The organism is Curtobacterium sp. 22159 (genome assembly GCF_052045775.1).
Classification (GTDB): Bacteria; Actinomycetota; Actinomycetes; order Actinomycetales; family Microbacteriaceae; genus Curtobacterium.
The window spans coordinates 143,594-164,108 of record NZ_JBQEPN010000010.1 but is presented as its reverse complement, the minus strand read 5'-3'; the positions used below and the strand labels follow the sequence as shown (position 1 = coordinate 164,108).

17 protein-coding genes and 3 rRNA genes are annotated in these 20,515 nt (G+C 66.0%); 13 read left to right on the top strand and 7 right to left on the bottom strand.

Features of this window, described 5'->3' with window-relative positions:
* Window positions 1–4 precede the first annotated feature (4 nt).
* From ACTJKO_RS13045 to rrf, 3 genes are all read left to right on the top strand, one after another.
* Window positions 5–1,526 (top strand): 16S ribosomal RNA (locus ACTJKO_RS13045).
* Between the two features lie 445 nt (window positions 1,527–1,971).
* A 23S ribosomal RNA gene (locus ACTJKO_RS13040) occupies window positions 1,972–5,100 on the top strand.
* Window positions 5,101–5,239: 139 nt separating this feature from the next.
* A 5S ribosomal RNA gene (gene rrf, locus ACTJKO_RS13035) occupies window positions 5,240–5,356 on the top strand.
* The 16S, 23S and 5S rRNA genes sit together here, the layout of an rRNA operon.
* A gap of 75 nt (window positions 5,357–5,431) precedes the next feature.
* Here rrf and ACTJKO_RS13030 read toward each other — a convergent pair.
* Genes ACTJKO_RS13030 through ACTJKO_RS13015 form a run of 4 tightly spaced genes read right to left on the bottom strand, consistent with a single transcriptional unit; the run spans window position 5,432 to window position 8,974 of the window.
* Window positions 5,432–6,058 (bottom strand): response regulator, encoded by a 627-nt coding sequence (locus ACTJKO_RS13030; protein WP_440689358.1) that lies wholly within the window; start codon window positions 6,056–6,058, stop codon window positions 5,432–5,434.
* Window positions 6,055–7,266: a sensor histidine kinase gene (locus ACTJKO_RS13025; RefSeq protein ID WP_440689356.1), complete on the bottom strand. Its 1,212-nt coding sequence runs from the start codon at window positions 7,264–7,266 to the stop codon at window positions 6,055–6,057. The genes ACTJKO_RS13030 and ACTJKO_RS13025 overlap by 4 nt, the downstream gene beginning before the upstream one ends.
* A gap of 53 nt (window positions 7,267–7,319) precedes the next feature.
* Entirely contained in the window at window positions 7,320–8,117 is a 798-nt protein-coding gene (locus tag ACTJKO_RS13020) for an ABC transporter permease (RefSeq protein ID WP_440689354.1), read from the bottom strand.
* On the bottom strand, window positions 8,114–8,974 hold the full coding sequence (locus ACTJKO_RS13015) for an ABC transporter ATP-binding protein (protein WP_440689352.1): 861 nt from the start codon (window positions 8,972–8,974) through the stop codon (window positions 8,114–8,116). The genes ACTJKO_RS13020 and ACTJKO_RS13015 overlap by 4 nt, the downstream gene beginning before the upstream one ends.
* A gap of 165 nt (window positions 8,975–9,139) precedes the next feature.
* Here ACTJKO_RS13015 and ACTJKO_RS13010 point away from each other — a divergent pair, with 165 nt between their 5' ends.
* From ACTJKO_RS13010 to ACTJKO_RS13000, 3 genes are read left to right on the top strand one after another with little or no spacing between them, the layout of a single operon-like run.
* Window positions 9,140–9,421 carry a hypothetical protein gene (locus ACTJKO_RS13010; RefSeq protein WP_440689350.1) on the top strand — a complete coding sequence of 94 codons (282 nt, stop codon included), beginning with the start codon at window positions 9,140–9,142 and terminating at the stop codon, window positions 9,419–9,421.
* The gene (locus ACTJKO_RS13005) at window positions 9,418–11,154 is read left to right on the top strand and encodes an alpha/beta hydrolase (RefSeq protein WP_440689348.1); all 1,737 of its coding nucleotides are present in this window, start codon (window positions 9,418–9,420) and stop codon (window positions 11,152–11,154) included. The genes ACTJKO_RS13010 and ACTJKO_RS13005 overlap by 4 nt, the downstream gene beginning before the upstream one ends.
* Window positions 11,155–11,159: 5 nt before the next feature.
* Window positions 11,160–11,630 (top strand): hypothetical protein, encoded by a 471-nt coding sequence (locus ACTJKO_RS13000; protein WP_440689346.1) that lies wholly within the window; start codon window positions 11,160–11,162, stop codon window positions 11,628–11,630.
* A gap of 12 nt (window positions 11,631–11,642) precedes the next feature.
* On the opposite strand, the gene ACTJKO_RS12995 is transcribed toward ACTJKO_RS13000, so the two are convergent.
* The gene (locus tag ACTJKO_RS12995) at window positions 11,643–12,404 is read right to left on the bottom strand and encodes an SDR family NAD(P)-dependent oxidoreductase (protein WP_440689344.1); all 762 of its coding nucleotides are present in this window, start codon (window positions 12,402–12,404) and stop codon (window positions 11,643–11,645) included.
* A 121-nt stretch (window positions 12,405–12,525) separates the two neighbouring features.
* On the opposite strand from ACTJKO_RS12995, the gene ACTJKO_RS12990 reads away from it, so the two are divergent.
* Together ACTJKO_RS12990 and ACTJKO_RS12985 are read left to right on the top strand one after the other, a co-directional pair.
* Window positions 12,526–13,473: an AraC family transcriptional regulator gene (locus ACTJKO_RS12990; protein ID WP_440689342.1), complete on the top strand. Its 948-nt coding sequence runs from the start codon at window positions 12,526–12,528 to the stop codon at window positions 13,471–13,473.
* Window positions 13,474–13,593: 120 nt separating this feature from the next.
* Window positions 13,594–14,115: a DUF6998 domain-containing protein gene (locus ACTJKO_RS12985; RefSeq protein ID WP_440689340.1), complete on the top strand. Its 522-nt coding sequence runs from the start codon at window positions 13,594–13,596 to the stop codon at window positions 14,113–14,115.
* 413 nt (window positions 14,116–14,528) lie between these two features.
* On the opposite strand, the gene ACTJKO_RS12980 is transcribed toward ACTJKO_RS12985, so the two are convergent.
* Window positions 14,529–14,708 (bottom strand): hypothetical protein, encoded by a 180-nt coding sequence (locus ACTJKO_RS12980; protein WP_440689364.1) that lies wholly within the window; start codon window positions 14,706–14,708, stop codon window positions 14,529–14,531.
* A gap of 136 nt (window positions 14,709–14,844) precedes the next feature.
* Window positions 14,845–15,507 carry an NUDIX hydrolase gene (locus ACTJKO_RS12975; protein ID WP_440689338.1) on the bottom strand — a complete coding sequence of 221 codons (663 nt, stop codon included), beginning with the start codon at window positions 15,505–15,507 and terminating at the stop codon, window positions 14,845–14,847.
* 102 nt (window positions 15,508–15,609) lie between these two features.
* On the opposite strand from ACTJKO_RS12975, the gene ACTJKO_RS12970 reads away from it, so the two are divergent.
* The 5 genes from ACTJKO_RS12970 (at window position 15,610) to ACTJKO_RS12950 (ending at window position 20,395) form a co-directional block, all read left to right on the top strand.
* The gene (locus tag ACTJKO_RS12970) at window positions 15,610–16,470 is read left to right on the top strand and encodes an ADP-ribosylglycohydrolase family protein (RefSeq protein WP_440689336.1); all 861 of its coding nucleotides are present in this window, start codon (window positions 15,610–15,612) and stop codon (window positions 16,468–16,470) included.
* 326 nt (window positions 16,471–16,796) lie between these two features.
* The gene (locus ACTJKO_RS12965; RefSeq protein WP_440689334.1) at window positions 16,797–17,075 is read left to right on the top strand and encodes a hypothetical protein; all 279 of its coding nucleotides are present in this window, start codon (window positions 16,797–16,799) and stop codon (window positions 17,073–17,075) included.
* A gap of 95 nt (window positions 17,076–17,170) precedes the next feature.
* Window positions 17,171–18,949, top strand: coding sequence for an alpha/beta hydrolase (locus ACTJKO_RS12960; RefSeq protein WP_440689332.1), 1,779 nt, complete (start codon window positions 17,171–17,173; stop codon window positions 18,947–18,949).
* A gap of 34 nt (window positions 18,950–18,983) precedes the next feature.
* A complete protein-coding gene (locus ACTJKO_RS12955; protein WP_440689330.1) occupies window positions 18,984–19,496 on the top strand; it encodes a hypothetical protein in 513 nt (170 codons plus the stop codon).
* 359 nt (window positions 19,497–19,855) lie between these two features.
* Window positions 19,856–20,395: a hypothetical protein gene (locus ACTJKO_RS12950; RefSeq protein WP_440689328.1), complete on the top strand. Its 540-nt coding sequence runs from the start codon at window positions 19,856–19,858 to the stop codon at window positions 20,393–20,395.
* The last annotated feature ends 120 nt before the right edge of the window (window positions 20,396–20,515 follow it).

Below are 20,515 nucleotides of genomic sequence, written 5' to 3'. Positions count from 1 at the left end.
TTTTTTTACGGAGAGTTTGATCCTGGCTCAGGACGAACGCTGGCGGCGTGCTTAACACATGCAAGTCGAACGATGATGCCCAGCTTGCTGGGTGGATTAGTGGCGAACGGGTGAGTAACACGTGAGTAACCTGCCCCTGACTCTGGGATAAGCGTTGGAAACGACGTCTAATACTGGATACGACTGCCGGCCGCATGGTCTGGTGGTGGAAAGATTTTTTGGTTGGGGATGGACTCGCGGCCTATCAGCTTGTTGGTGAGGTAATGGCTCACCAAGGCGACGACGGGTAGCCGGCCTGAGAGGGTGACCGGCCACACTGGGACTGAGACACGGCCCAGACTCCTACGGGAGGCAGCAGTGGGGAATATTGCACAATGGGCGAAAGCCTGATGCAGCAACGCCGCGTGAGGGATGACGGCCTTCGGGTTGTAAACCTCTTTTAGTAGGGAAGAAGCGAAAGTGACGGTACCTGCAGAAAAAGCACCGGCTAACTACGTGCCAGCAGCCGCGGTAATACGTAGGGTGCAAGCGTTGTCCGGAATTATTGGGCGTAAAGAGCTCGTAGGCGGTTTGTCGCGTCTGCTGTGAAATCCCGAGGCTCAACCTCGGGCTTGCAGTGGGTACGGGCAGACTAGAGTGCGGTAGGGGAGATTGGAATTCCTGGTGTAGCGGTGGAATGCGCAGATATCAGGAGGAACACCGATGGCGAAGGCAGATCTCTGGGCCGTAACTGACGCTGAGGAGCGAAAGCGTGGGGAGCGAACAGGATTAGATACCCTGGTAGTCCACGCCGTAAACGTTGGGCGCTAGATGTAGGGACCTTTCCACGGTTTCTGTGTCGTAGCTAACGCATTAAGCGCCCCGCCTGGGGAGTACGGCCGCAAGGCTAAAACTCAAAGGAATTGACGGGGGCCCGCACAAGCGGCGGAGCATGCGGATTAATTCGATGCAACGCGAAGAACCTTACCAAGGCTTGACATACACCGGAAACGGCCAGAGATGGTCGCCCCCTTGTGGTCGGTGTACAGGTGGTGCATGGTTGTCGTCAGCTCGTGTCGTGAGATGTTGGGTTAAGTCCCGCAACGAGCGCAACCCTCGTTCTATGTTGCCAGCGCGTTATGGCGGGGACTCATAGGAGACTGCCGGGGTCAACTCGGAGGAAGGTGGGGATGACGTCAAATCATCATGCCCCTTATGTCTTGGGCTTCACGCATGCTACAATGGCCGGTACAAAGGGCTGCGATACCGTAAGGTGGAGCGAATCCCAAAAAGCCGGTCTCAGTTCGGATTGAGGTCTGCAACTCGACCTCATGAAGTCGGAGTCGCTAGTAATCGCAGATCAGCAACGCTGCGGTGAATACGTTCCCGGGCCTTGTACACACCGCCCGTCAAGTCATGAAAGTCGGTAACACCCGAAGCCGGTGGCCTAACCCTTGTGGAAGGAGCCGTCGAAGGTGGGATCGGTGATTAGGACTAAGTCGTAACAAGGTAGCCGTACCGGAAGGTGCGGCTGGATCACCTCCTTTCTAAGGAGCATCTGGCTCAGTTCATCCTCTTGGGGGTGGGTGGGTCCAGGCGCCGATGCAACCCGAGTGTGGTTGCCGGTAGCTCATGGGTGGAACATTGACAGTGCAGTCGTCGGCGCTGCTGCTGACCTCAGTACGGCTGGTCTTTCGGGGCTGGTTGGGAACGGGTTGGTGGTGAGTGTGGGTGGCTGGTGCACGTTGTTGGGTCCTGAGGGACCAGGCTTCCCGGGTCGTGATGGTCCGGGGGTTGAGCCGGTGGATGGGGTTTGTCCTGTCTGCTTGGTTCTTCGGTGGGCCACGTGAAGCTGCAGCGCTTGCTGCGGGGGAGTGTGGTGCCGATCGTATGTTGAGAACTACACAGTGGACGCGAGCATCTTAGATCGCTCGATGATGATCAGCTTTCGGGTTGGTTGTTGTTCGAGTCGATCGCAATTTTAATCTTTGTGGTCAAGTTTCTAAGAGCAAACGGTGGATGCCTTGGCATCTGGAGCCGAAGAAGGACGTAGAAATCTGCGATAAGCCTCGGGGAGCTGATAATCGAGCTGTGAGCCGAGGATTTCCGAATGGGGAAACCCCGCTAGGCGCTTTTGTGACCTGGTGACTCCCGCCTGAATATATAGGGCGGGTAGAGGGAACGTGGGGAAGTGAAACATCTCAGTACCCACAGGAAGAGAAAACAACATGTGATTCCGTGAGTAGTGGCGAGCGAAAGCGGATGAGGCTAAACCGATCATGTGTGATAGCCGGCGGGCGTTGCATGGTCGGGGTTGTGGGACACGTCGCTCAGTTCTGCCGGACTGGGGCGGTTACAGCGCATCATAGTCGAACTGGTTTGAAAGCCGGGCCGTAGTGGGTGCCAGCCCCGTAGACGAAATGGTGTTATGGCCGGATGTGTATCCCAAGTAGCACGGGGCCCGAGAAATCCCGTGTGAATCTGTCAGGACCACCTGATAAGCCTAAATACTCCCAGATGACCGATAGCGGACAAGTACCGTGAGGGAAAGGTGAAAAGTACCCCGGGAGGGGAGTGAAATAGTACCTGAAACCGTTTGCTTACAATCCGTCGGAGCCTCCTTGTTGGGGTGACGGCGTGCCTTTTGAAGAATGAGCCTGCGAGTTAGCGATATGTGGCGAGGTTAACCCGTGTGGGGTAGCCGTAGCGAAAGCGAGTCTGAATAGGGCGATCCAGTCGCATGTCCTAGACCCGAAGCGAAGTGATCTATCCATGGCCAGGTTGAAGCGACGGTAAGACGTCGTGGAGGACCGAACCCACTTCAGTTGAAAATGGAGGGGATGAGCTGTGGATAGGGGTGAAAGGCCAATCAAACTTCGTGATAGCTGGTTCTCTCCGAAATGCATTTAGGTGCAGCGTTGCGTGTTTCTCGCCGGAGGTAGAGCTACTGGATGGCCGATGGGCCTCAACAGGTTACTGACGTCAGCCAAACTCCGAATGCCGGTGAGTGAGAGCGCAGCAGTGAGACGGTGGGGGATAAGCTTCATCGTCGAGAGGGAAACAACCCAGACTACCAACTAAGGCCCCTAAGCGTGTGCTAAGTGGGAAAGGATGTGGAGTTGCATAGACAACCAGGAGGTTGGCTTAGAAGCAGCCACCCTTGAAAGAGTGCGTAATAGCTCACTGGTCAAGTGATTCCGCGCCGACAATGTAACGGGGCTCAAGCACACCGCCGAAGTTGTAGATTTCGCACACTCGATAAGCCTTCGTGGTTCAGTCGTGCGGAGTGGTAGGAGAGCGTCGTGTGGCGAGTGAAGCGGCGGAGTGATCCAGCCGTGGACGCTACACGAGTGAGAATGCAGGCATGAGTAGCGAAAGACGGGTGAGAAACCCGTCCTCCGAAAGACCAAGGGTTCCAGGGCCAGGTTAATCCGCCCTGGGTAAGTCGGGACCTAAGGCGAGGCCGACAGGCGTAGTCGATGGACAACGGGTTGATATTCCCGTACCGGCGAACAACCGCCCAAGCTAATCCAGTGGTGCTAAGAGTCCTAACCCGTGTTGACCGGATCCCTTCGGGGTGATGGCGTGCGGTCTAACGCTCGACCCCATGCTGGTGCGGCTAGCGTATGAACAGGTGTGACGCAGGAAGGTAGCTGAGCCAGGCGATGGTATCCGTAAGGTGAACCTGGTGTAAGGATGTAGGGCTGACGATAGGCAAATCCGTCGTCTGTACGCCTGAGATCCGACGCGTACCCGTCAAGGGGAAATCAGTGATCCTATGCTGCCGAGAAAAGCATCGACGCGAGGTTGCAGCCGCCCGTACCCGAAACCGACTCAGGTGGTCAGGTAGAGAATACCAAGGAGATCGAGAGAATCGTGGTTAAGGAACTCGGCAAAATGCCCCCGTAACTTCGGGAGAAGGGGGGCCGGACACGTGACCGGACTTGCTCCGTGAGCGTTGAAGGCCGCAGAGACCAGTGGGAAGCGACTGTTTACTAAAAACACAGGTCCGTGCGAAGTCGCAAGACGATGTATACGGACTGACGCCTGCCCGGTGCTGGAAGGTTAAGAGGAAGGGTTAGCCTCACGGCGAAGCTCTGAATTTAAGCCCCAGTAAACGGCGGTGGTAACTATAACCATCCTAAGGTAGCGAAATTCCTTGTCGGGTAAGTTCCGACCTGCACGAATGGCGTAACGACTTCCCAGCTGTCTCAACCGCGAACTCGGCGAAATTGCACTACGAGTAAAGATGCTCGTTACGCGCAGCAGGACGGAAAGACCCCGTGACCTTTACTACAGCTTGGTATTGGTGTTCGGTGTGGCTTGTGTAGGATAGGTGGGAGACTGTGAAGCGGGCACGCTAGTGTTCGTGGAGTCATTGTTGAAATACCACTCTGGTCACTCTGGATGTCTAACGTAGGACCCTGATCGGGTTCATGGACAGTGCCTGGTGGGTAGTTTAACTGGGGCGGTTGCCTCCCAAAGAGTAACGGAGGCGCCCAAAGGTTCCCTCAACCTGGTTGGCAATCAGGTGGCGAGTGTAAGTGCACAAGGGAGCTTGACTGTGAGACTGACAGGTCGAGCAGGGACGAAAGTCGGGACTAGTGATCCGGCAGTGGCTTGTGGAAGCGCTGTCGCTCAACGGATAAAAGGTACCTCGGGGATAACAGGCTGATCTTGCCCAAGAGTCCATATCGACGGCATGGTTTGGCACCTCGATGTCGGCTCGTCGCATCCTGGGGCTGGAGTAGGTCCCAAGGGTTGGGCTGTTCGCCCATTAAAGCGGTACGCGAGCTGGGTTTAGAACGTCGTGAGACAGTTCGGTCCCTATCCGCTGCGCGCGTTGGAAATTTGAGAAGATCTATCCCTAGTACGAGAGGACCGGGATGGACGAACCTCTGGTGTGTCAGTTGTTCTGCCAAGGGCACCGCTGATTAGCTACGTTCGGACCGGATAACCGCTGAAAGCATCTAAGCGGGAAGCCGTCTTCGAGATGAGATTTCCATGCACCTTGAGTGTGAGAGGCTCCCAGCAGACTACTGGGTTGATAGGCCGGATGTGGAAGCGGGGACTAACGACCCGTGGAGCTGACCGGTACTAATAAGCCGAAGACTTGACAACACACTGATTACCCACCCACTTTGTGGTGTGGGGCTCGCGTCCACTTTGTGGTTCCCGACAGACGATCGGGAATCAAACTGAATACTTCAGCTACAGCTGGGGAACACAGGTATTGATCCGTTGATTGGGTCGACAGTGTTCCGGTGGTCATAGCGAGAGGGAAACGCCCGGTCACATTCCGAACCCGGAAGCTAAGCCTCTCAGCGCCGATGGTACTGCAAGGGGGACCTTGTGGGAGAGTAGGACGCCGCCGGACTCAACTTCAGCAAGACCAGGAAACCCCTGACCACGTGATGGTCAGGGGTTTTCTGCGTTTTCCGGTGCCGGCCGGTCAGGGGAGGAGGCCGAGCTCCATCGCACGGGTCACGGCACGGGTGCGGTCGTTGACGCCGAGCTTCTCGAACACGTGCCCGAGGTGCGTCTTCACGGTGGTCTCGCTGAGGAACAGGGTGCGCCCGATGGCCGGGTTCGAGTTGCCCTGTGCCACGAGCTGCAGCACCTCGAACTCGCGCGGCGAGAGAGCCGGGGTGGTCGACGGCTTGCCGGCGGTTCGGCGGATGAGCGCTGCTGCCGCTGAGGGCGCGAGGGCCGTCTCACCGCGGGCAGTGGCTCGCAGGCCGGCGAGGATCTCGGACTCCGGTGCTGCCTTGAGCAGGTACCCGGACGCGCCCGCTTCGATGGCCGCGAGGATCTGGTCGTCGGACTCGTACGTGGTGAGGATCAGGACGCGGATCTGCGGGTCGCGGGCGAGGATGCGGGCGGTGGCCTCGTCGCCGTTCATGCCCGGCATACGGAGGTCCATGAGGACGACGTCCGGTCGTTCGGCGAGGGCGATCGACACCGCAGCCGCTCCGTCGCTCGCTTGACCGACCACCTCGACGTCGTCGGCGTCCTGGAGCAGCGCGACGATCCCGCCGCGGACGATCGGATGGTCGTCCGCGACGACGACGCGGATCACCGGATCACCCCGGCGACCGGCCGTGAGTCCGGGCGGGAAGTGCCCTCGTGTTCAGGAGCTGTCGGGAGCGCCGCCTCGACCACCGTGCCCTGTCCCGCTGCGCTCGTGATCGTGCAGGTGCCGCCAGCGAGGGCGAGCCGATCACGGAGACTACGCAGGCCGTGTCCGGCGGTGGGAACCGTCGGGTCGAAGCCGACACCGTCGTCCGTGACGTGCAAGCGGGCCTCGTTCGCCGTGATGTGGAGGGCAACCCGCACCGAGGACGCGTGAGCGTGCCCTCGGACGTTGGCCAGCGCCTCCTGGGCGACGCGGAGCAGCACCACCTGCGCGTCGCGGTCGAGCGCACACTCGGCGGCATCCACCGTCACCGGGATGCCGGTCTCGCGCTGGTGTCGTTCGGCGAGACGGTGCAGCGCGCCGGCGAGGCTGTCCGTCGTCGTGCCGGCGGACGCCGTGGCGACGAGCGTGCGGGATTCCTCGAGCGCGGTTCGTGCGGATTCCTCGAGGATGGTCAGCCGGTCGTCGAGGCGCTCGACGCGGTCCGCGGCGAGATCACCGCGAGCACGTTCCGTGAGCATGACGATGCCGGCGAGGTTCTGCGCGACGGTGTCGTGGATCTCACGGGCGAGGCGTTCCCGTTCACTCGTCACGCCGGCGCGACGGTGCGCTTCAGCGAGGGAGTCCTGCGCGGACCGGAGCTCCTCGAGCAGGCGCCGACGCTCTTCGGCGAGTGCGGCGACCCGGGTCATCCAGATGCCCATCGCGCAGGCGCCGACGACGCTGATGCCCTCGATGAGGATCGTGCCGACGAGTGCGTCGGGGCCGCCGGAGATCTGCAGGCCGATCGCGCTGAGCATGCCGACCGCGACCGAGAGCAGGACGGCGTTCCGCATCCGCTGCGCCTGGCACCAGACGAGCGGGAAGACGATGCACTGCACGAACGCGGTGGTCGGCGCGACCGCCGGGAGCACGAACGCCACGACGAGCGCGACCGGGAGGAACGCCGCTGCCGCTCGCGGACGGTCGTACCCACGCCACCCGTACGCCACGTACGCGAGGACGAAGCCCGCGAGGGTGACGGAGGCGGGCCAACGAGACGACCACGGCGACCAGCCGAACGTGGCGATGACGGCTGTGAGCACGACCGTCGCCGCGAAGAACGCGTGCAGCCACCGGTTCGACCGCACCACCCGTTCGACATCGTCCATGCCGAAAGCATCCCACCCTTGGCGGACGATCCGGTGGTTCTCCACAGGAGGGGTCACGCGTCGGTGCGATTCCACCGGAACGTCACCAGGCAGGCCACCGCGCCCACGACCAGCCATGCTGTCAGGACGAGGGCGCCGAGGGCGAGGTGCCACGCGCCTCCCGGCTCGGCGGACGCGAACGCGTCCGGCAGGAACACCGAGCGCATCCCCGACGCCATCCAGCGGAGCGGGAACACCGATGCGACGTTCTGCAGCCAACCGGGCAGCTGCGTGAAGGGGAGGTACACACCGGAGATGAACTGCAGGACCAGGACGACGGGGACGATCGTGGCGGTGGCGCGACGGCCCTCGCGGGGGAGTGCCGAGATCGCGATGCCGAGGACGCAGCTCGTCGCGATGCTCAGGAGCATGAGTCCCGCGAAGCGCGCCCAGGCACCGCCGTCGGTCGGCAGGTCCACCCCGAACACGAGACTCGCGATCGCGAGGAGCAGGGCGGTCTGCAGGACCGTCGTGACCAGCACCATGCCGATCTTGCCGACGAAGTAGCTCACGACGGGCAGGGGAGTGCCGCCGAGCCGCTTCAGCGTGCCGTCGCTCCGCTCGCCGGCGATGTCGACGCCGAGCGACTGGGTGCCGGACAGCAGCACGCCCGTCGCGACGAGGCCGGGGAGGTAGTAGGTGGCGTAGTCCACGCTGACGGTCGGCCCGGCGTGGATGTGATCGGCGTTGGCGAAGGCGACCGAGAAGAGCGCCAGCATGACGATGGGGAAGAGGAAGGTGAAGAAGACGGCGTCGGGGGAGCGGAAGTAGGAGCGGAGTTCGTAGCCGATGCGGTGGGCGGCGATGGTCATGCTCCTTCCTCGGAGGTCGGTGCGGTCTGGATCATGGTGAGGTAGACGTCCTCGAGGGACGGACGGATCACCTCGAGGTCGTACATCGGACCCACGGTCGCCCGGATCCGGGCCGCGGCGTCGTGCGTACGTTCCTCGTGCTGCACACCCGCGTCGTCGCGCCAGCGGAGGACCGGCGTGCGAGCCTCCGTGCCGCCGATCTCGTCGATCGGTGCGACGTCGAGCAGCCTGCCGTTCGCGATCACCGCCGCCCGGTCGGCGAGGTGCGCCGCCTCGTCCAGGTAGTGCGTCGTCAGCAGCACCGTCGTGCCCTCGTGCTTGATCGTGTCGATGAGGTTCCAGAACTGCCGACGGGCCTCCGGGTCGAAGCCCGTCGTCGGCTCGTCGAGGAAGAGGACCTCCGGTCGGCCGATGACCCCGAGCGCGACGTCCACACGGCGTCGCTGCCCGCCGGACAGCCTGTTCACCCGGACGTTCCGTTGCTCGGTCAAGCCGGTCGCGGCGAGGACCTCCTCGACGTCGCGGCGCCGCGGGTAGAGGGACGCGAAGTGCCGGAGCTGCTCGGAGACCGTGACGTTCGGTGACTCCGCGCTGGTCTGCAGGACGATGCCGATGCGCGCGTTGTGGCTGCGGCTGGTTCGGGCCGGATCGTGGCCGAGTACCCGGGCGTCGCCGCCGGTGCGGGAGCGGAATCCCTCGAGGATCTCGACCGTCGTCGACTTGCCCGCCCCGTTCGGACCGAGCAGGGCGAAGGTCTCGCCGGGATCGATCGTGAACGAGATCCCGTCGACGGCCACCTTGCCGGTGGCGTACTGCTTGCGGAGGTCGCGGACCTCGATGGCTGGGGCTGCGGGCATGGTGCCAGCCTGACGGCTGGTCGTTGTCAGCGGGTCGGTCGTTCCGGCGGAGCGGCATCCTCCGATCGGAGGATTGCACAGCCTGTTCATGTCTGCTGTCCCCGCCCTCCAGTTCTGATATGTTGCCGTTCACTCGTTCGAGAGTGGATCGGAAGGGGAGGGATGATGGCCGACCTTCGGGTCTCCTACAGCACACTCGACGGGGTGCACCACGCCCTGTCCAAGGCCGCGCAGACCTTCGCCGCGTCGGCGGTTCCGAGAGACGGCGGCGCGTTCGGCGCCGAGGACGTCACGCAGGCGTTCGCGACGTTCCGGCGCTCGCAGGAGCGCGCCGACGAGTGGCTGGCGAACACGAGCCGCACACTCGCCCAGTACGCGCGCGACACGAGGTCGCTCGTCCAGGACGCCGACGAACTCCTCGCGGCGACGGCCCGGGGCACGGGATGACGGCCGACCCGTTCGCGGGCGACCCCGCGGCGATCGCGAAGGTGTCGAACGCGCTCGCGGAGCACCAGGACGACATCCGCCGCGGAGCCCGCAGTGTGGCGCGGGCCGCCGAGGACGCCGACGACTGGGAAGGTTCCTCGAAGGACCGCTTCGACGCCACCGTCACGACCATCCCGACGGCAGCACGCCGTGTCATCGCCCGCCTCGACGCGGCCATCGACGTGCTCGACGTCTACGCCGACCGGGTCCAGCAGATCCACGACGAGGCCGAACGCATCCGACGGTCCCGGTTGACCAACGCGATCGACACCGCCGCCAACGTCGTCGCGCTCGGCGCGGCGAAGGCCGTCGCCGCCAGCGAGGACACGACCGAGGCGGACCGCAGGACGGTCGATCGGCTGCGGTCCGACGCCGATGACCTCGCCGCCATGGCTTCGCGGCTGCAGGACGAATGGGATGCACTCGTCGAACGGCGAGCGATGGCCGACCGCACGGCGGCCGCGGGACTGTCCGACCAGGACGTCCTCGGTCCAGCCCTCTCGTCCGGCGCAGCCCTCGGGGTGATGGCTGATGTCGACTTCCTCGCCGCGCTCGCACGGATGCCACCCGAGGTGCTCACAGCCCAGGACGCCACGGTCGCCGAGCGGCTCGCGGGCATGTCGCCGGACACCGTGCAGGCGTGGTGGAACAGCCTCGGAGAGCGCGGCACCGCCGGGCGGCACTCGGCGGCGCAGGACGCACTGATCACAGCGTTGCCGGTCGTGATCGGGAACCTCGACGGCCTGCCCTACTGGGCGCGGGACCAGGCGAACCGGCTGAGCGCGCAGCAGGCGTACGCGGCGGCGAAGGAAGCGGTGACCGCCGCGGAGGAGCAGCGCCGAACGGCGGTCGGGTGGGCGGCCCGGGCTGCCGCCGATCGCGCGCTGGACGACGCGCTCGCACGCGAGAAGGACCTCGGCAACTTCCTGGCCGGAGCGCGCAAGGAGCTCGGCCTGACGGTCGACGTCCCCCGGCAGATGGTGTCGTTCTCGCCGGGCCATCCGCCGCTCGGCGCCTTCTCCGTCGGCGACCTCGACAGCGCCGACAGCGTGTCGTACCTCGTGCCGGGCATGGGGAGCGGACTCAAGGACACGACGCAGTACATGTCGGCCGCCTCGCACGTCGTCGCGCTGCACCAAGCGCTCGTCCCACCGCCGGACACCGCGATGGTCGCCTGGATCGGGTACGAACCACCACCCGACCTGCTGACGACCGGCAACACCGGGGTGTTCGGCGAGCGGTACGCCGAGGCGGGCGCGCGGAACCTGGCCGCCGACCTCCGAGGGTTCCGGGCCACGCGACCGGACGCACAGCTCAACGTCGTCGCGCACTCCTACGGTTCGACGACCGCCGCCATCGCCCTCGCCGATTCGCCGGAGCTCGGTGTGCACTCCTTCGTGACCCTCGGGTCCGCCGGCATCCCGGCGAGGGTGCCCGACGCGGCCGCGACCCACGCCGACCACATGTACGCGGCGCAGGCAGCGGAACGGTGGGACGTCGCCTACATCGGCCGGAAGTACAGCGTGCCGCACCGGTCGGATCCGGCGGGCGGGTTCGGAGCGACACCGATCGACACGTTCGCGGGGAACCGGGTGAACGTCCACGACCTGACGGTGCACAGCGACTCGGACCACGGCTACCTCGACCCAGGGACCGGGTCTCTGCTGACCACTGCCCGGGTGACGCTACCGTGAGGGCTGTGCGTCATGCTCCGATCGGCAGGCGGTCCGCCACGGTGGCGATCCTGCTGTCCGTCGCAACCGTGCTCGCCGCCTGCGCGGCAGGAGGGAAGACCATGACCCCGGAAGAGACGCAGCACGACGCGCTGATGTTGCTCGAGCAGACCACGAAGACGACCGACCTCGCCTGGTCATCGCCCGGCGAACCTGTGAGCAAGACATGCTCCGACGGCGTCCGGTACCAGTACATGGTCCACGCCCCGATCGCCTCGGAACAGCGCGAACTCGCCGACGGTCTGTCCGATGTCTGGCGCTCCGCGGGACTCCACGTCGAGCGGAGTGAGGAGGACTTCGGCGAGGAGTACGGGGTCGTGTACGCGGCGACCGCCAAGGCGGACGGGAAGGCCGGCGCAGCGTACGAGATCACGAACGGCAACGTCCTGGTCTACGTGGAGTCGCGGTGCGTCGCCGGTGCGGCGGACGACGAGTGAGGGCAGCCGCGTTCAGCGCATCCGGGTGGACGCGATGCCGCCGTCGACGTCGACCGTCCCACCGTGCAGGAATGCCGCCTCGGCGGACACGACCCAGCGCACCGCCCGTGCGATGTCCACCGGCTGGACCGGCACCCCGGCTGGCGTGCCCTGCGTCATCGCGGCGAGGACGTCCGCCGAGTCCGCGTTCCCCGGTGTGGCCGTCGCGCCCGGCGCCACCGTGACGACCCGGACCCCGCGAGGCCCGTACTCCGCGGCCCACGCGCGGGTCAGCTGCTCGACTGCGGCCTTCGTCGCCGGGTAGAGCGCCATGAACGGCACGCCGACCCGGGCCATCCACGAGCCGATGTTCACGATGTTGCCCGAGCCGTGGTCGGCCATCGTCGGGGCGAGCGCACCGACGAGGACGTGCGGTGCCCGGACGTTCGTCGCCAACAGGGCGTCGACGGTGTCGTCGTCGAGCGACTCGGTCGGTCCGCCCGGGTACACGCCGGCGTTGTTGACGAGGACGTCGACGTGACCGCCGAGGCGCTCCCGCGCGGTGGCCGCGAGGGTGCGGACTTCGGCTGCGCTGACGGAGAGGTCAGCGACGAGCGGGACGGCGCGGCCGCCCAGGCGTTCGATGTCCTCGGCGACCGCGCGCGTGCGGTGCTCGTCACGACCGTGGACGGCGACCGTCATGCCGGCCGCGGCGAGTTCGCGGGCGATGGCCTCACCGATACCGCTCGAGGCTCCGGTGACGAGGGCGGTCCTGGACTCCGTTGCTGTACTCATGCTCCGATCGTCGGTGCCGAGCGGCGCTGCGACCTTGCCCGTTCCCGCGGGAAGCTTGCCGGATCCCGTGCGGAGGCCGTCCTGTTCCCCGAGGACGCACCTCGCCGCCTAGGTTGGGATGGTGGACGACCTCACTGCGCAGCACCTCGACCGGGCGGCGGCGATCGCGTCCGAGCACGCCGCGGCGCTGCGGTCCTCCTCCGCCGTCGACGTTCCCGCCCGCCCCGGATCCGCCCGCCACGCCACCACCCTCGGGCTGACCGTGTCCCGTGTCCACGGGCCCACCGGACTGCTCGACCTCCGGTACGTCCCGTCGCTGTCGGTCGTCCTCCGAGGGCGCAAACGCTCGATCGTCGGTGACGACGACCAGGAGTGGGGCCGCGACCGGTTCATCATCACCCCGGTCGACCTGCCCGTCGTGGCCGGGGTGATCGACACCGCGGGTGACGCCGGGTTCGTGTCCGCCGTGTGGAAGCTCGACCCGGTCGTCGTCGGCGAGGTCGTCGCATCGATGTCCTCCAGTACCCATGCGAGCCCAGAGCCGCTGCCTCGCCTCGGCACCTGGACCGCACCGCTCGCCGACGCGTTCGCACGCCTCCTCGCACTGCTCGACGCGCCGGAGGACATCCCGGTCCTCTTCCCGCTCGTCTCCCGCGAGGTCGTCCTCCGTCTCCTCCAGACCCCGCAAGCACCGCGCATCACCGCCGCACTCGGCGGCACCGGCCCGACCGTCGTCGCCAGGGCGACCGCACTGCTGACCGGCCGGATGCACGAGCCGTGGTCCATGGACCGACTGGCGCGAGAGCTGCGGGTCAGCGAGTCCACCCTCTTCGCCCGCTTCAAGGACGCGACCGGCATGACGCCCGCCCAGTACCTCAAGCGCTCCCGGCTCGGCGAGGCCCGCCGACGCATGGTCCTGCACGGGGACACCGCCGCACGCGCCGCCTCGGCCGTCGGCTTCCGGAGTGCGTCGCACTTCTCGCGGGACTACCGGCGCGCGTACGGGCGGCCGCCAGCGGCGGATGCCGTCGCGGCGCGGGAGCAGCTGCCATTGGCGCCCGCCGTGTAGTCCGGTCCTCCGTCTCGCGCCCGGGCAGGTCGCGGACACGGCGCGGGTCGGACTGGAGGCGCGGTGCGGGCTGGTGCCGCGCCTCCAGTCCGAGTCCTGGTCACCTCGTAGGCTCAGCGCATGTCCGCGCACCGTCCGCCGTTCGACCCCGCCACGCTGACCGTCCGGCAGCTGCTCGCTTCTTCGGTGGCTGTGATCGACGAGCTGATCCGGCGCGGACTCGTCCGGACGCGCAACTCGCCGCTCGGGGACCTCGCGGAGAGTCTTGCGTTGCGAGCGTACGGCGGCGAACTCGCGCCGAACTCGGAGAAGAGCTTCGATCTCCGGACCGCCGACGGGCGCCGGCTGCAAGTGAAGGCGCGCCTCGTGCGGTTCGAAGACAGACGATCGCAGAACTTCTCGGCATTCCGGTCGTGGGACTTCGACGCCGCACTGTTCCTGCTCTTCGATGCGACGAACTACGATCTCGCCTGGGCGCGTGAGGTCGGGCGAGCGGAGACCGAAGCGTTGGGACGGCGGGTGGAGCACACGAACTCGTACGCGATCCTCGTGCGGCAGGCGGAGGCTGCGGGCATCGACGTCACGGGGCGCCTTCGTGACGCCTACGAGGAGATCGACGGGGTCGAGCGAACGGCGGGCTGACGAGCGCCGCTGGACGCCGACGCTGGGAGATCGTCCGGTCGCCGCTTCGGTGATCGTCATCGGACGCACGACTCCGCCTTGGTCGATGGGGACGGAACGCGGACTCGTGGTTGGTGGGGAGCGGCGGATCGGTGGTCGGTTTCGGGAGCGCGTCATTCGTGTGCGCCGCTGAAGCGCGGATCGAGCCTCTCCATGGCCGTTCGAGATGACCGAGTGATGCTGTCCCACCGATGGAGCTCCCGCTCGATCCTCGCCGCCGAAGTGCGTGGATCCCCGTGTTCCCAGAAGCGCAGCACCTTCCATCCCTCGGACACGAGGATCGCCTCGTTCCGCGCATCCCGCTGCCGGTTCGCCAGCAGCTTCCGACGCCACAGTTCGGCGTTGGCCTTCGGCAGGTGCGCGTGCTGCTCGCATTAGTGCCAGAAACACCCATCGACGAACACCGCGATCCGGGCGCGTGGAAAGACCAGGTCGGGCCGCACTCGACAGCGCTTGCTCACCGGCCGATCCACGAAGAAGCGTCGCCCGCGGCGGTGCAGCTCTCGTCGCAACGCGAGCTCTGGCGCCGTGTCTCGCCTGCCGAAGCGCGCCATGTGCCGTCGACGTGCTTCGTCAGCTTCCCATTGCTCCATCGTGAGCAGTGTCCGCGGTCGAAGGAGCGTCCGACGCTTGGAGCAAACGGGCTGTGGTCGATCGGCGGACGGAGCTGAATGTGCAGGAACGACGGCGCTACGGACGATCTGCTCGCCGGTACGTCGCCGCAGGCTTCCCCGGCCCCTCCGCCCGCTTCTCCTCCGTCGCCACGAGCCCGGGCAGCATCGCCCTCCGGAACGAGTCCGGCTGCAACGCCCGCCCCGCCACCGCTTGGTGCACCCGCCGCAGCTCGGTCATCGTGAACGGCTCGGCCGCGAGCCCCCGCGGGTCCGGCGCCGCACCGTAGACCGCTCGCAAGGAGGCCACTGCGAATGCCACGATCTCTTCGTGCCCGTGCACCATCCCCGTCGCGTCGTCGACCGGCACGAGCCGCGCCCGCGAATCATCGAGCCCGGCGGACAGCGACGAAGCGGGCACGACATCGAGGTGCGCCACCGACAGCACCCACCCCCGACTGTCCCGCGAGGGGTCGTCGAACACGTGCAACTGCGACGGTGCCAGCCCGGTCACGCCGGCCTTGTCGGCGAGCGACCGCAGTACCGCCGAGGCCAACCGCTCACCCTCGTGCACGAACGTCCCCGGCAGTCGCCAGTCCCCGTCCACTGCATCGCGCACCTGCAGCACCGACAGCGGTTCCCGCACAGGCACGGTGAGGACCGCTGTGTCCACAGCGACGGACGGCCGTGGGTAGTCGACAAGACGCTTGCCGGCAGGATCGCGGTACTCGGGCGTGCTCACGATGACGAAGTTTACGCACCCTTGCGTAAACCTCCACACCGTGCAACAGTTGTGGCTCATTAGCGCACGATCGCGCAAAACCGTACCGGAAGGCGAACGGCCATGAACCCCACCACCCGCGACCGCGCGATCGGCGCCGTCCTCGGCTCCGCCGCCGGGGACGCCCTCGGTGCCGGCTACGAGTTCCGTCCCCCCGTGCCCGAACCCACCCCGATCCGCATGGTGGGCGGCGGCTCGTTCGGTTGGGCACCAGGGGAGTGGACCGACGACACGAGCATGGCAGTCCCGATCCTCCGAACGCTCGCCCGCGGCCTCGACCCCGCCAGCGAGGCCGCGCTCGACGGCTTGGTGGCAGCCTGGGCCGACTGGGCGCGAGACGCGCCCGACGTCGGCATCCAGACGCGCAACGTCCTCACCGGCCTGGAGGCACGGATCGCCTCCGCTTCACGCGCCTCGGCCCGGCAGGAACACGAGTACACGGGCCGATCGGCGGGCAACGGCTCGCTCATGCGGACTGCGCCGCTGGCGCTCGGGTACGTGACGGGTGCGGCCGACGAAGAGCTCCGACTGGCCGAGGCCGCTCGAGCCGTCAGCGACCTCACGCACTACGAGTCCGACGCGGGGGACGCGTGCGTCCTCTGGTGCGTCGCGATCCGGAAGGTCATCCTCACCGGCGAGCTCGACATCATGGCTGGCCTGGACCTGCTGGACCTCGACAGACGGCGGATCTGGGTGGACCGCATCGTCACAGCGGAGCACTCGGAGCCGGTCGACTTCACGGACTCGAACGGCTGGGTCGTCTCGGCGTTCCAGGCGGCCTACGCGGCGGTCAAGCGGAGCACGAGTCTCGAGGACGGTCTCATCAGCGCTGTCCGTACGGGCAACGACACGGATACCGTGGCGGCGATCGCGGGTGGCCTGGCGGGAGCGCTCTACGGGGCGAGCGCTCTGCCAGGTGAGTGACGGGCGCTGCTGCACGGCTGGCCGGCCCTCCGCGCCGACGACCTCGTCGCGCTGAGCGAGCAGGCCCTGATCGCTCACGCCGCCGCCATGTGATGCCCGCGCTGGGTCGGTGCGCTCGATGTCGGAGGGTTCGCTGGGGGGACCCTCCGCCACCTAAGGGGAAGGCGTCGTCTCGGGAATGAACGCGCGAAGGCGCGGTGGGATTCACTCTCGAGGCTGCCCCCGTTCGTCGTGATGATCGGATGGGCCGGCTCGCGCTGACCCGCCAGCCCCGGCCGATGCGCCGGGTTTAGACTTCTACCGGGTTGATGGGGGAAGGGGCAGCCTTGGGGGACCTGACGATTGATGCGTCGGTGATGCACTCAGTTGCGTCGAAGGCGAAGACCGCGGCGGCCGAGTTCAGTTCGGAGCGTGCGCTCTCCGGGACGGACAGCGGATGCCTCGGATCCGATCTGGTCGCGTCGGCGTTCGGGTCCTCGGCGCGGGCGCAGGACGCGATGGTTCGTTCGCTTCGTGAGGATGCCGACGCGTTGAGCCAGTTCGTACAGGATGCTGTTACGGCGATGGAGGAGACGGACGCGGGTTTGGCGGGGAAGCTGCAGTGACTGCCGATCCGACAGCTGGCGATCCGGACGGTATCCGCCGCCTCGCACGCTTGCACACGCAGCACGCTGACGCTGTTCGTGCGGGGGCTCGGCACGTGGTGAACGCTGCAGAGGCGGCGCAGTCCGGATGGCACGGGAAAGCGCAGGAGCGCTTCGTCGCGGTCGCGGCGACCGTGCCCGCGAGTGCGCAGCGCACCGCAGCCCGGCTCGATGCTGCTGCGTCAGCATTGGACTCGTACGCACGCGAGGTCCAGCAGATCCAGGACGAAGCGCACCGTGTAAAGACCGCGCAACAGAACACGGCGGATGAGGTTGCAGCGAACGCCCGCGCAATCAGTGAGGCGACCGCGACCGTTCAGAGCGCGGACGCGGTGGAGTCCGACACGGCGAGGCTGCACCAGCTGCAGAACGGAGCGGCGAGCCTTGCCGGGCTGCAGGGGCGGTTGTCGGTGCAGTGGGAAGAACTCGTGATGCGGCGCGTTGCCGCTGATCGTCGTGTTGCGTCCGCTCTGGAAACTCCGGAGGTCGTCGGCAAGCTCAAGTCGGCCGCGGCCGTGGCGAAGATGAGTGACGGGCAGTTCCTCACGTGGCTCGGCACGCTCGACAAGGAGTCGATCGCCGCGTTGCAGGACGATCCGACGATTGCCACCCGCATGGCGCGGATGGACGCGAAGGAAGTGGCGGCCTGGTGGAGAGCGATGTCGGGGCAGGAGGGTGCGCACGCTCCCGAGCAGGACGCGTTCGTCGCGGCACTTCCCGCGGTGATCGGGAACCTCAACGGTGTCGGCTACTGGGCGCGGGCGCGCGCGAACGAGACTGTGCTCGCCGAAAAGCTCGGCGAAGCGAAGCAGAAGACGTCGTACTGGGAGAAGCAGTTGAACACCGCCGGGAGCCCAGGGGCTGCTGCAGCTGCGAGAGCACAGCTCCAGATCTGGGAACGGCAGCGCGATGGCTACCAGAACGTTCAGAGGACGTTGGACCAGAAGGCCGTCTCCCTCATCTCGCTCGTCGATGACCGCCCGCCGTTGGCGCAGATCGTCGCCGGCGACATGGACACCGCGACGCATGTGACGTACATCGTGCCCGGAATGAACACAGCGACGTACCAGGACGGCACGGTTCTCGACTATGCGACGATCGCGAACGGGCTGCGCCGGCAAGAGGCGCTGGTCGCAAGCGCCCGAATCAATGACGTGGCTGTCGTATCGTGGATCGGCTATCACGGCCCGATGGCGGATGACCTGTCGTTCGCGTCGGTCGTCGCGAACGGGCGTGCCCAAACGGGAGCTCATGCCCTCACCGCGGACCTAGACGGCTTCGACGCCGTCCGGGCTGCGTCCGGCAAGGACGCGGATCTGTCCGTGGTCGCGCACTCCTACGGAACGAACGTCGCGACGATTGCGCTGACGAAGACCCACGCCGACCATGTTGTTCTCCTCGGTTCCGCCGGGGTCACGGATGTTGCGCCCAACGCTGACGCACTCCACGTTCCGAAAGGCGAAGTGTTCGCGAGCCAAGGGGCGAAAGACGGGTGGGCGGTCACCGGTCAGAACCTCTCCGGTCGGCAGGACCCGACTGACCCGTCTTGGGGCGCCCACGACTTCAGTTCCGAGACGCAAGGGACTGGTGCGGATGCGCTGCGCGGCATCACCCATCACGGCCCGTACGACGGTCAAGAAGGCAACGACGACGGCCGGTACTCGTACTTCGACAACGGCACGACCGCGCAGTACAACACCGCCCGAGCAGCGATGGGGCTCGGCGATACGATCCCTGAAGAGGGCGCGCCATTTGATCGCATGCGGCAACAGACGAAGAACGATTGGTTCATGTACGAGTGGCAGACAGGACTCACCGGTGATCCGACACTGTAAGCGCGGCGCTCTCGGCCCCGCCATCGCGATCTCGGTGGCACTCATCGTGACCGGCTGCGCAGGATCGGACCCGTCGGACAACGCAACCAAGGACTCGGCAATGACCCCCGAACAAGCCCATCAGAACGTCATCGACGTGTTCGACACGATCAAGAGCGTTGTCGGCGACGACGGATGGGATGACGATTTCGAGTCATCATGGGGTGCCTGCCAGTCGAAGTCCGGCAGTTCCCAGTTCAGCCTGTACGCGGCACGCCGGTCACCGCTGGATGCCTCGCCGGATGCGGTGACGAAACGGGTCGCCGCCGCGCTCGAAGCCTCCGGCTATGACAACGTCCGTGTGCAGCACGACACGACGTTGCGACCACCGCGGACCGTGATCGGGTATCCGAACGGGTACAACGGGGGCACGGCGGAGGACGGGTTCGGCATCCAGTTCCAGTCCGGCACGGACTACGCCGCCACGATCATCTACGGTCACTGCGTACCGGGTGACCCGCCGAAGCTCGGCACCCCGCTGAACCCGAGCCCTACGGATCTCCCGTAGTGCATTCGCCGCTGTGAGTCGTCGCGAAGACCGATGGTTCGCCCCGGGGCTCTCTTGCGCACTCTTCGCGGCCCTCCTCGCGGGTCGTTCGGGCACCGGAGCACATGTCCCCGGGAGCGAGGAAACAGCCATGACGGTGCAGGAGTCACATCAGCATGCGCTTGACGTTTTCTGTTCGAAACTGACCCCGGCTTCGTCGGGGTCAGCATCTACGGGAATTGCCTGCCCGAAGACCCACCCGAGCTCGGCACACCTCTGAACCCGCGCCCGACGGATCTCCTGTGGAAACGGTCAACGGGTCGTGGAGGAATGAAAGAAAGGAATCACGGGTGACCCCACGCTGTAGACGCTTGACACTGATGGGCGCATTCGTCGCCTCTGCATTGCTCATCTTGACCGCCTGCTCCGACACCGGTCCGCATGCCCCTGCGAGCAAGAACTCCTCGATGACCCCGGAACAGTCCCACGAAAACGTGATGAGCATCTTCCGAGCGGTGAAGTCGGTCGTCGGCGAAGAAGGGTGGGAGGCGGGAACTCAATCGAGCTGGTTGGGGTGCTCGTCGAACGGCGAGGACGGCGCTCAATTCACGCTCACGGCAATCCGCAAGCATCCGCTGCCCGCAGCAGCCGACGACGTGACTCGACGTGTCGCGAAGGCGTTGAAGACCGATGTGGGGTTGGACGGTGTTCCCGTCCAGCACGACGACACGTTGCGACCTCCGCGAACCGTCGTCTCGTACCCGAACGGCTACAACGGCGGGACTGCGGCGGACGGGTTCGGGGTGGAGTTCCAGTCCGGCACGGACTTGGCGAGCCTCCTCGTGTGGGGACACTGCGTTCCGGGCAATGTGCCGAAGCTCGGAACCCCTCTCAATCCGCGCCCCACCGATCTTCCGTAGGGGCTTTCTGCAGAGAATAGGTCGCTCGGGAGGGCAGGCGCCTTCCGACACGGGAGGCAATTCATCCGCGAACTCGGCATCGCTTGTCGTCGTTGCGCCGCTCGTCACGGCGTGCAGACC

What these genes read in the sequence shown, in the direction of transcription:
- ACTJKO_RS12980 (WP_440689364.1), bottom strand. Translation starts at nt 14,708, where the DNA reads ATGGCGCGCTTCGGCAGGCGAGACACGGCGCCAGAGCTCGCGTTGCGA.
- ACTJKO_RS13005 (WP_440689348.1), top strand. Translation starts at nt 9,418, where the DNA reads ATGACGGCCGACCCGTTCGCGGGCGACCCCGCGGCGATCGCGAAGGTG.
- ACTJKO_RS13020 (WP_440689354.1), bottom strand. Translation starts at nt 8,117, where the DNA reads ATGACCATCGCCGCCCACCGCATCGGCTACGAACTCCGCTCCTACTTC.
- ACTJKO_RS12985 (WP_440689340.1), top strand. Translation starts at nt 13,594, where the DNA reads ATGTCCGCGCACCGTCCGCCGTTCGACCCCGCCACGCTGACCGTCCGG.
- ACTJKO_RS13010 (WP_440689350.1), top strand. Translation starts at nt 9,140, where the DNA reads ATGGCCGACCTTCGGGTCTCCTACAGCACACTCGACGGGGTGCACCAC.
- ACTJKO_RS12950 (WP_440689328.1), top strand. Translation starts at nt 19,856, where the DNA reads ATGGGCGCATTCGTCGCCTCTGCATTGCTCATCTTGACCGCCTGCTCC.
- ACTJKO_RS13015 (WP_440689352.1), bottom strand. Translation starts at nt 8,974, where the DNA reads ATGCCCGCAGCCCCAGCCATCGAGGTCCGCGACCTCCGCAAGCAGTAC.
- ACTJKO_RS12995 (WP_440689344.1), bottom strand. Translation starts at nt 12,404, where the DNA reads ATGAGTACAGCAACGGAGTCCAGGACCGCCCTCGTCACCGGAGCCTCG.
- ACTJKO_RS13025 (WP_440689356.1), bottom strand. Translation starts at nt 7,266, where the DNA reads ATGGACGATGTCGAACGGGTGGTGCGGTCGAACCGGTGGCTGCACGCG.
- ACTJKO_RS12970 (WP_440689336.1), top strand. Translation starts at nt 15,610, where the DNA reads ATGAACCCCACCACCCGCGACCGCGCGATCGGCGCCGTCCTCGGCTCC.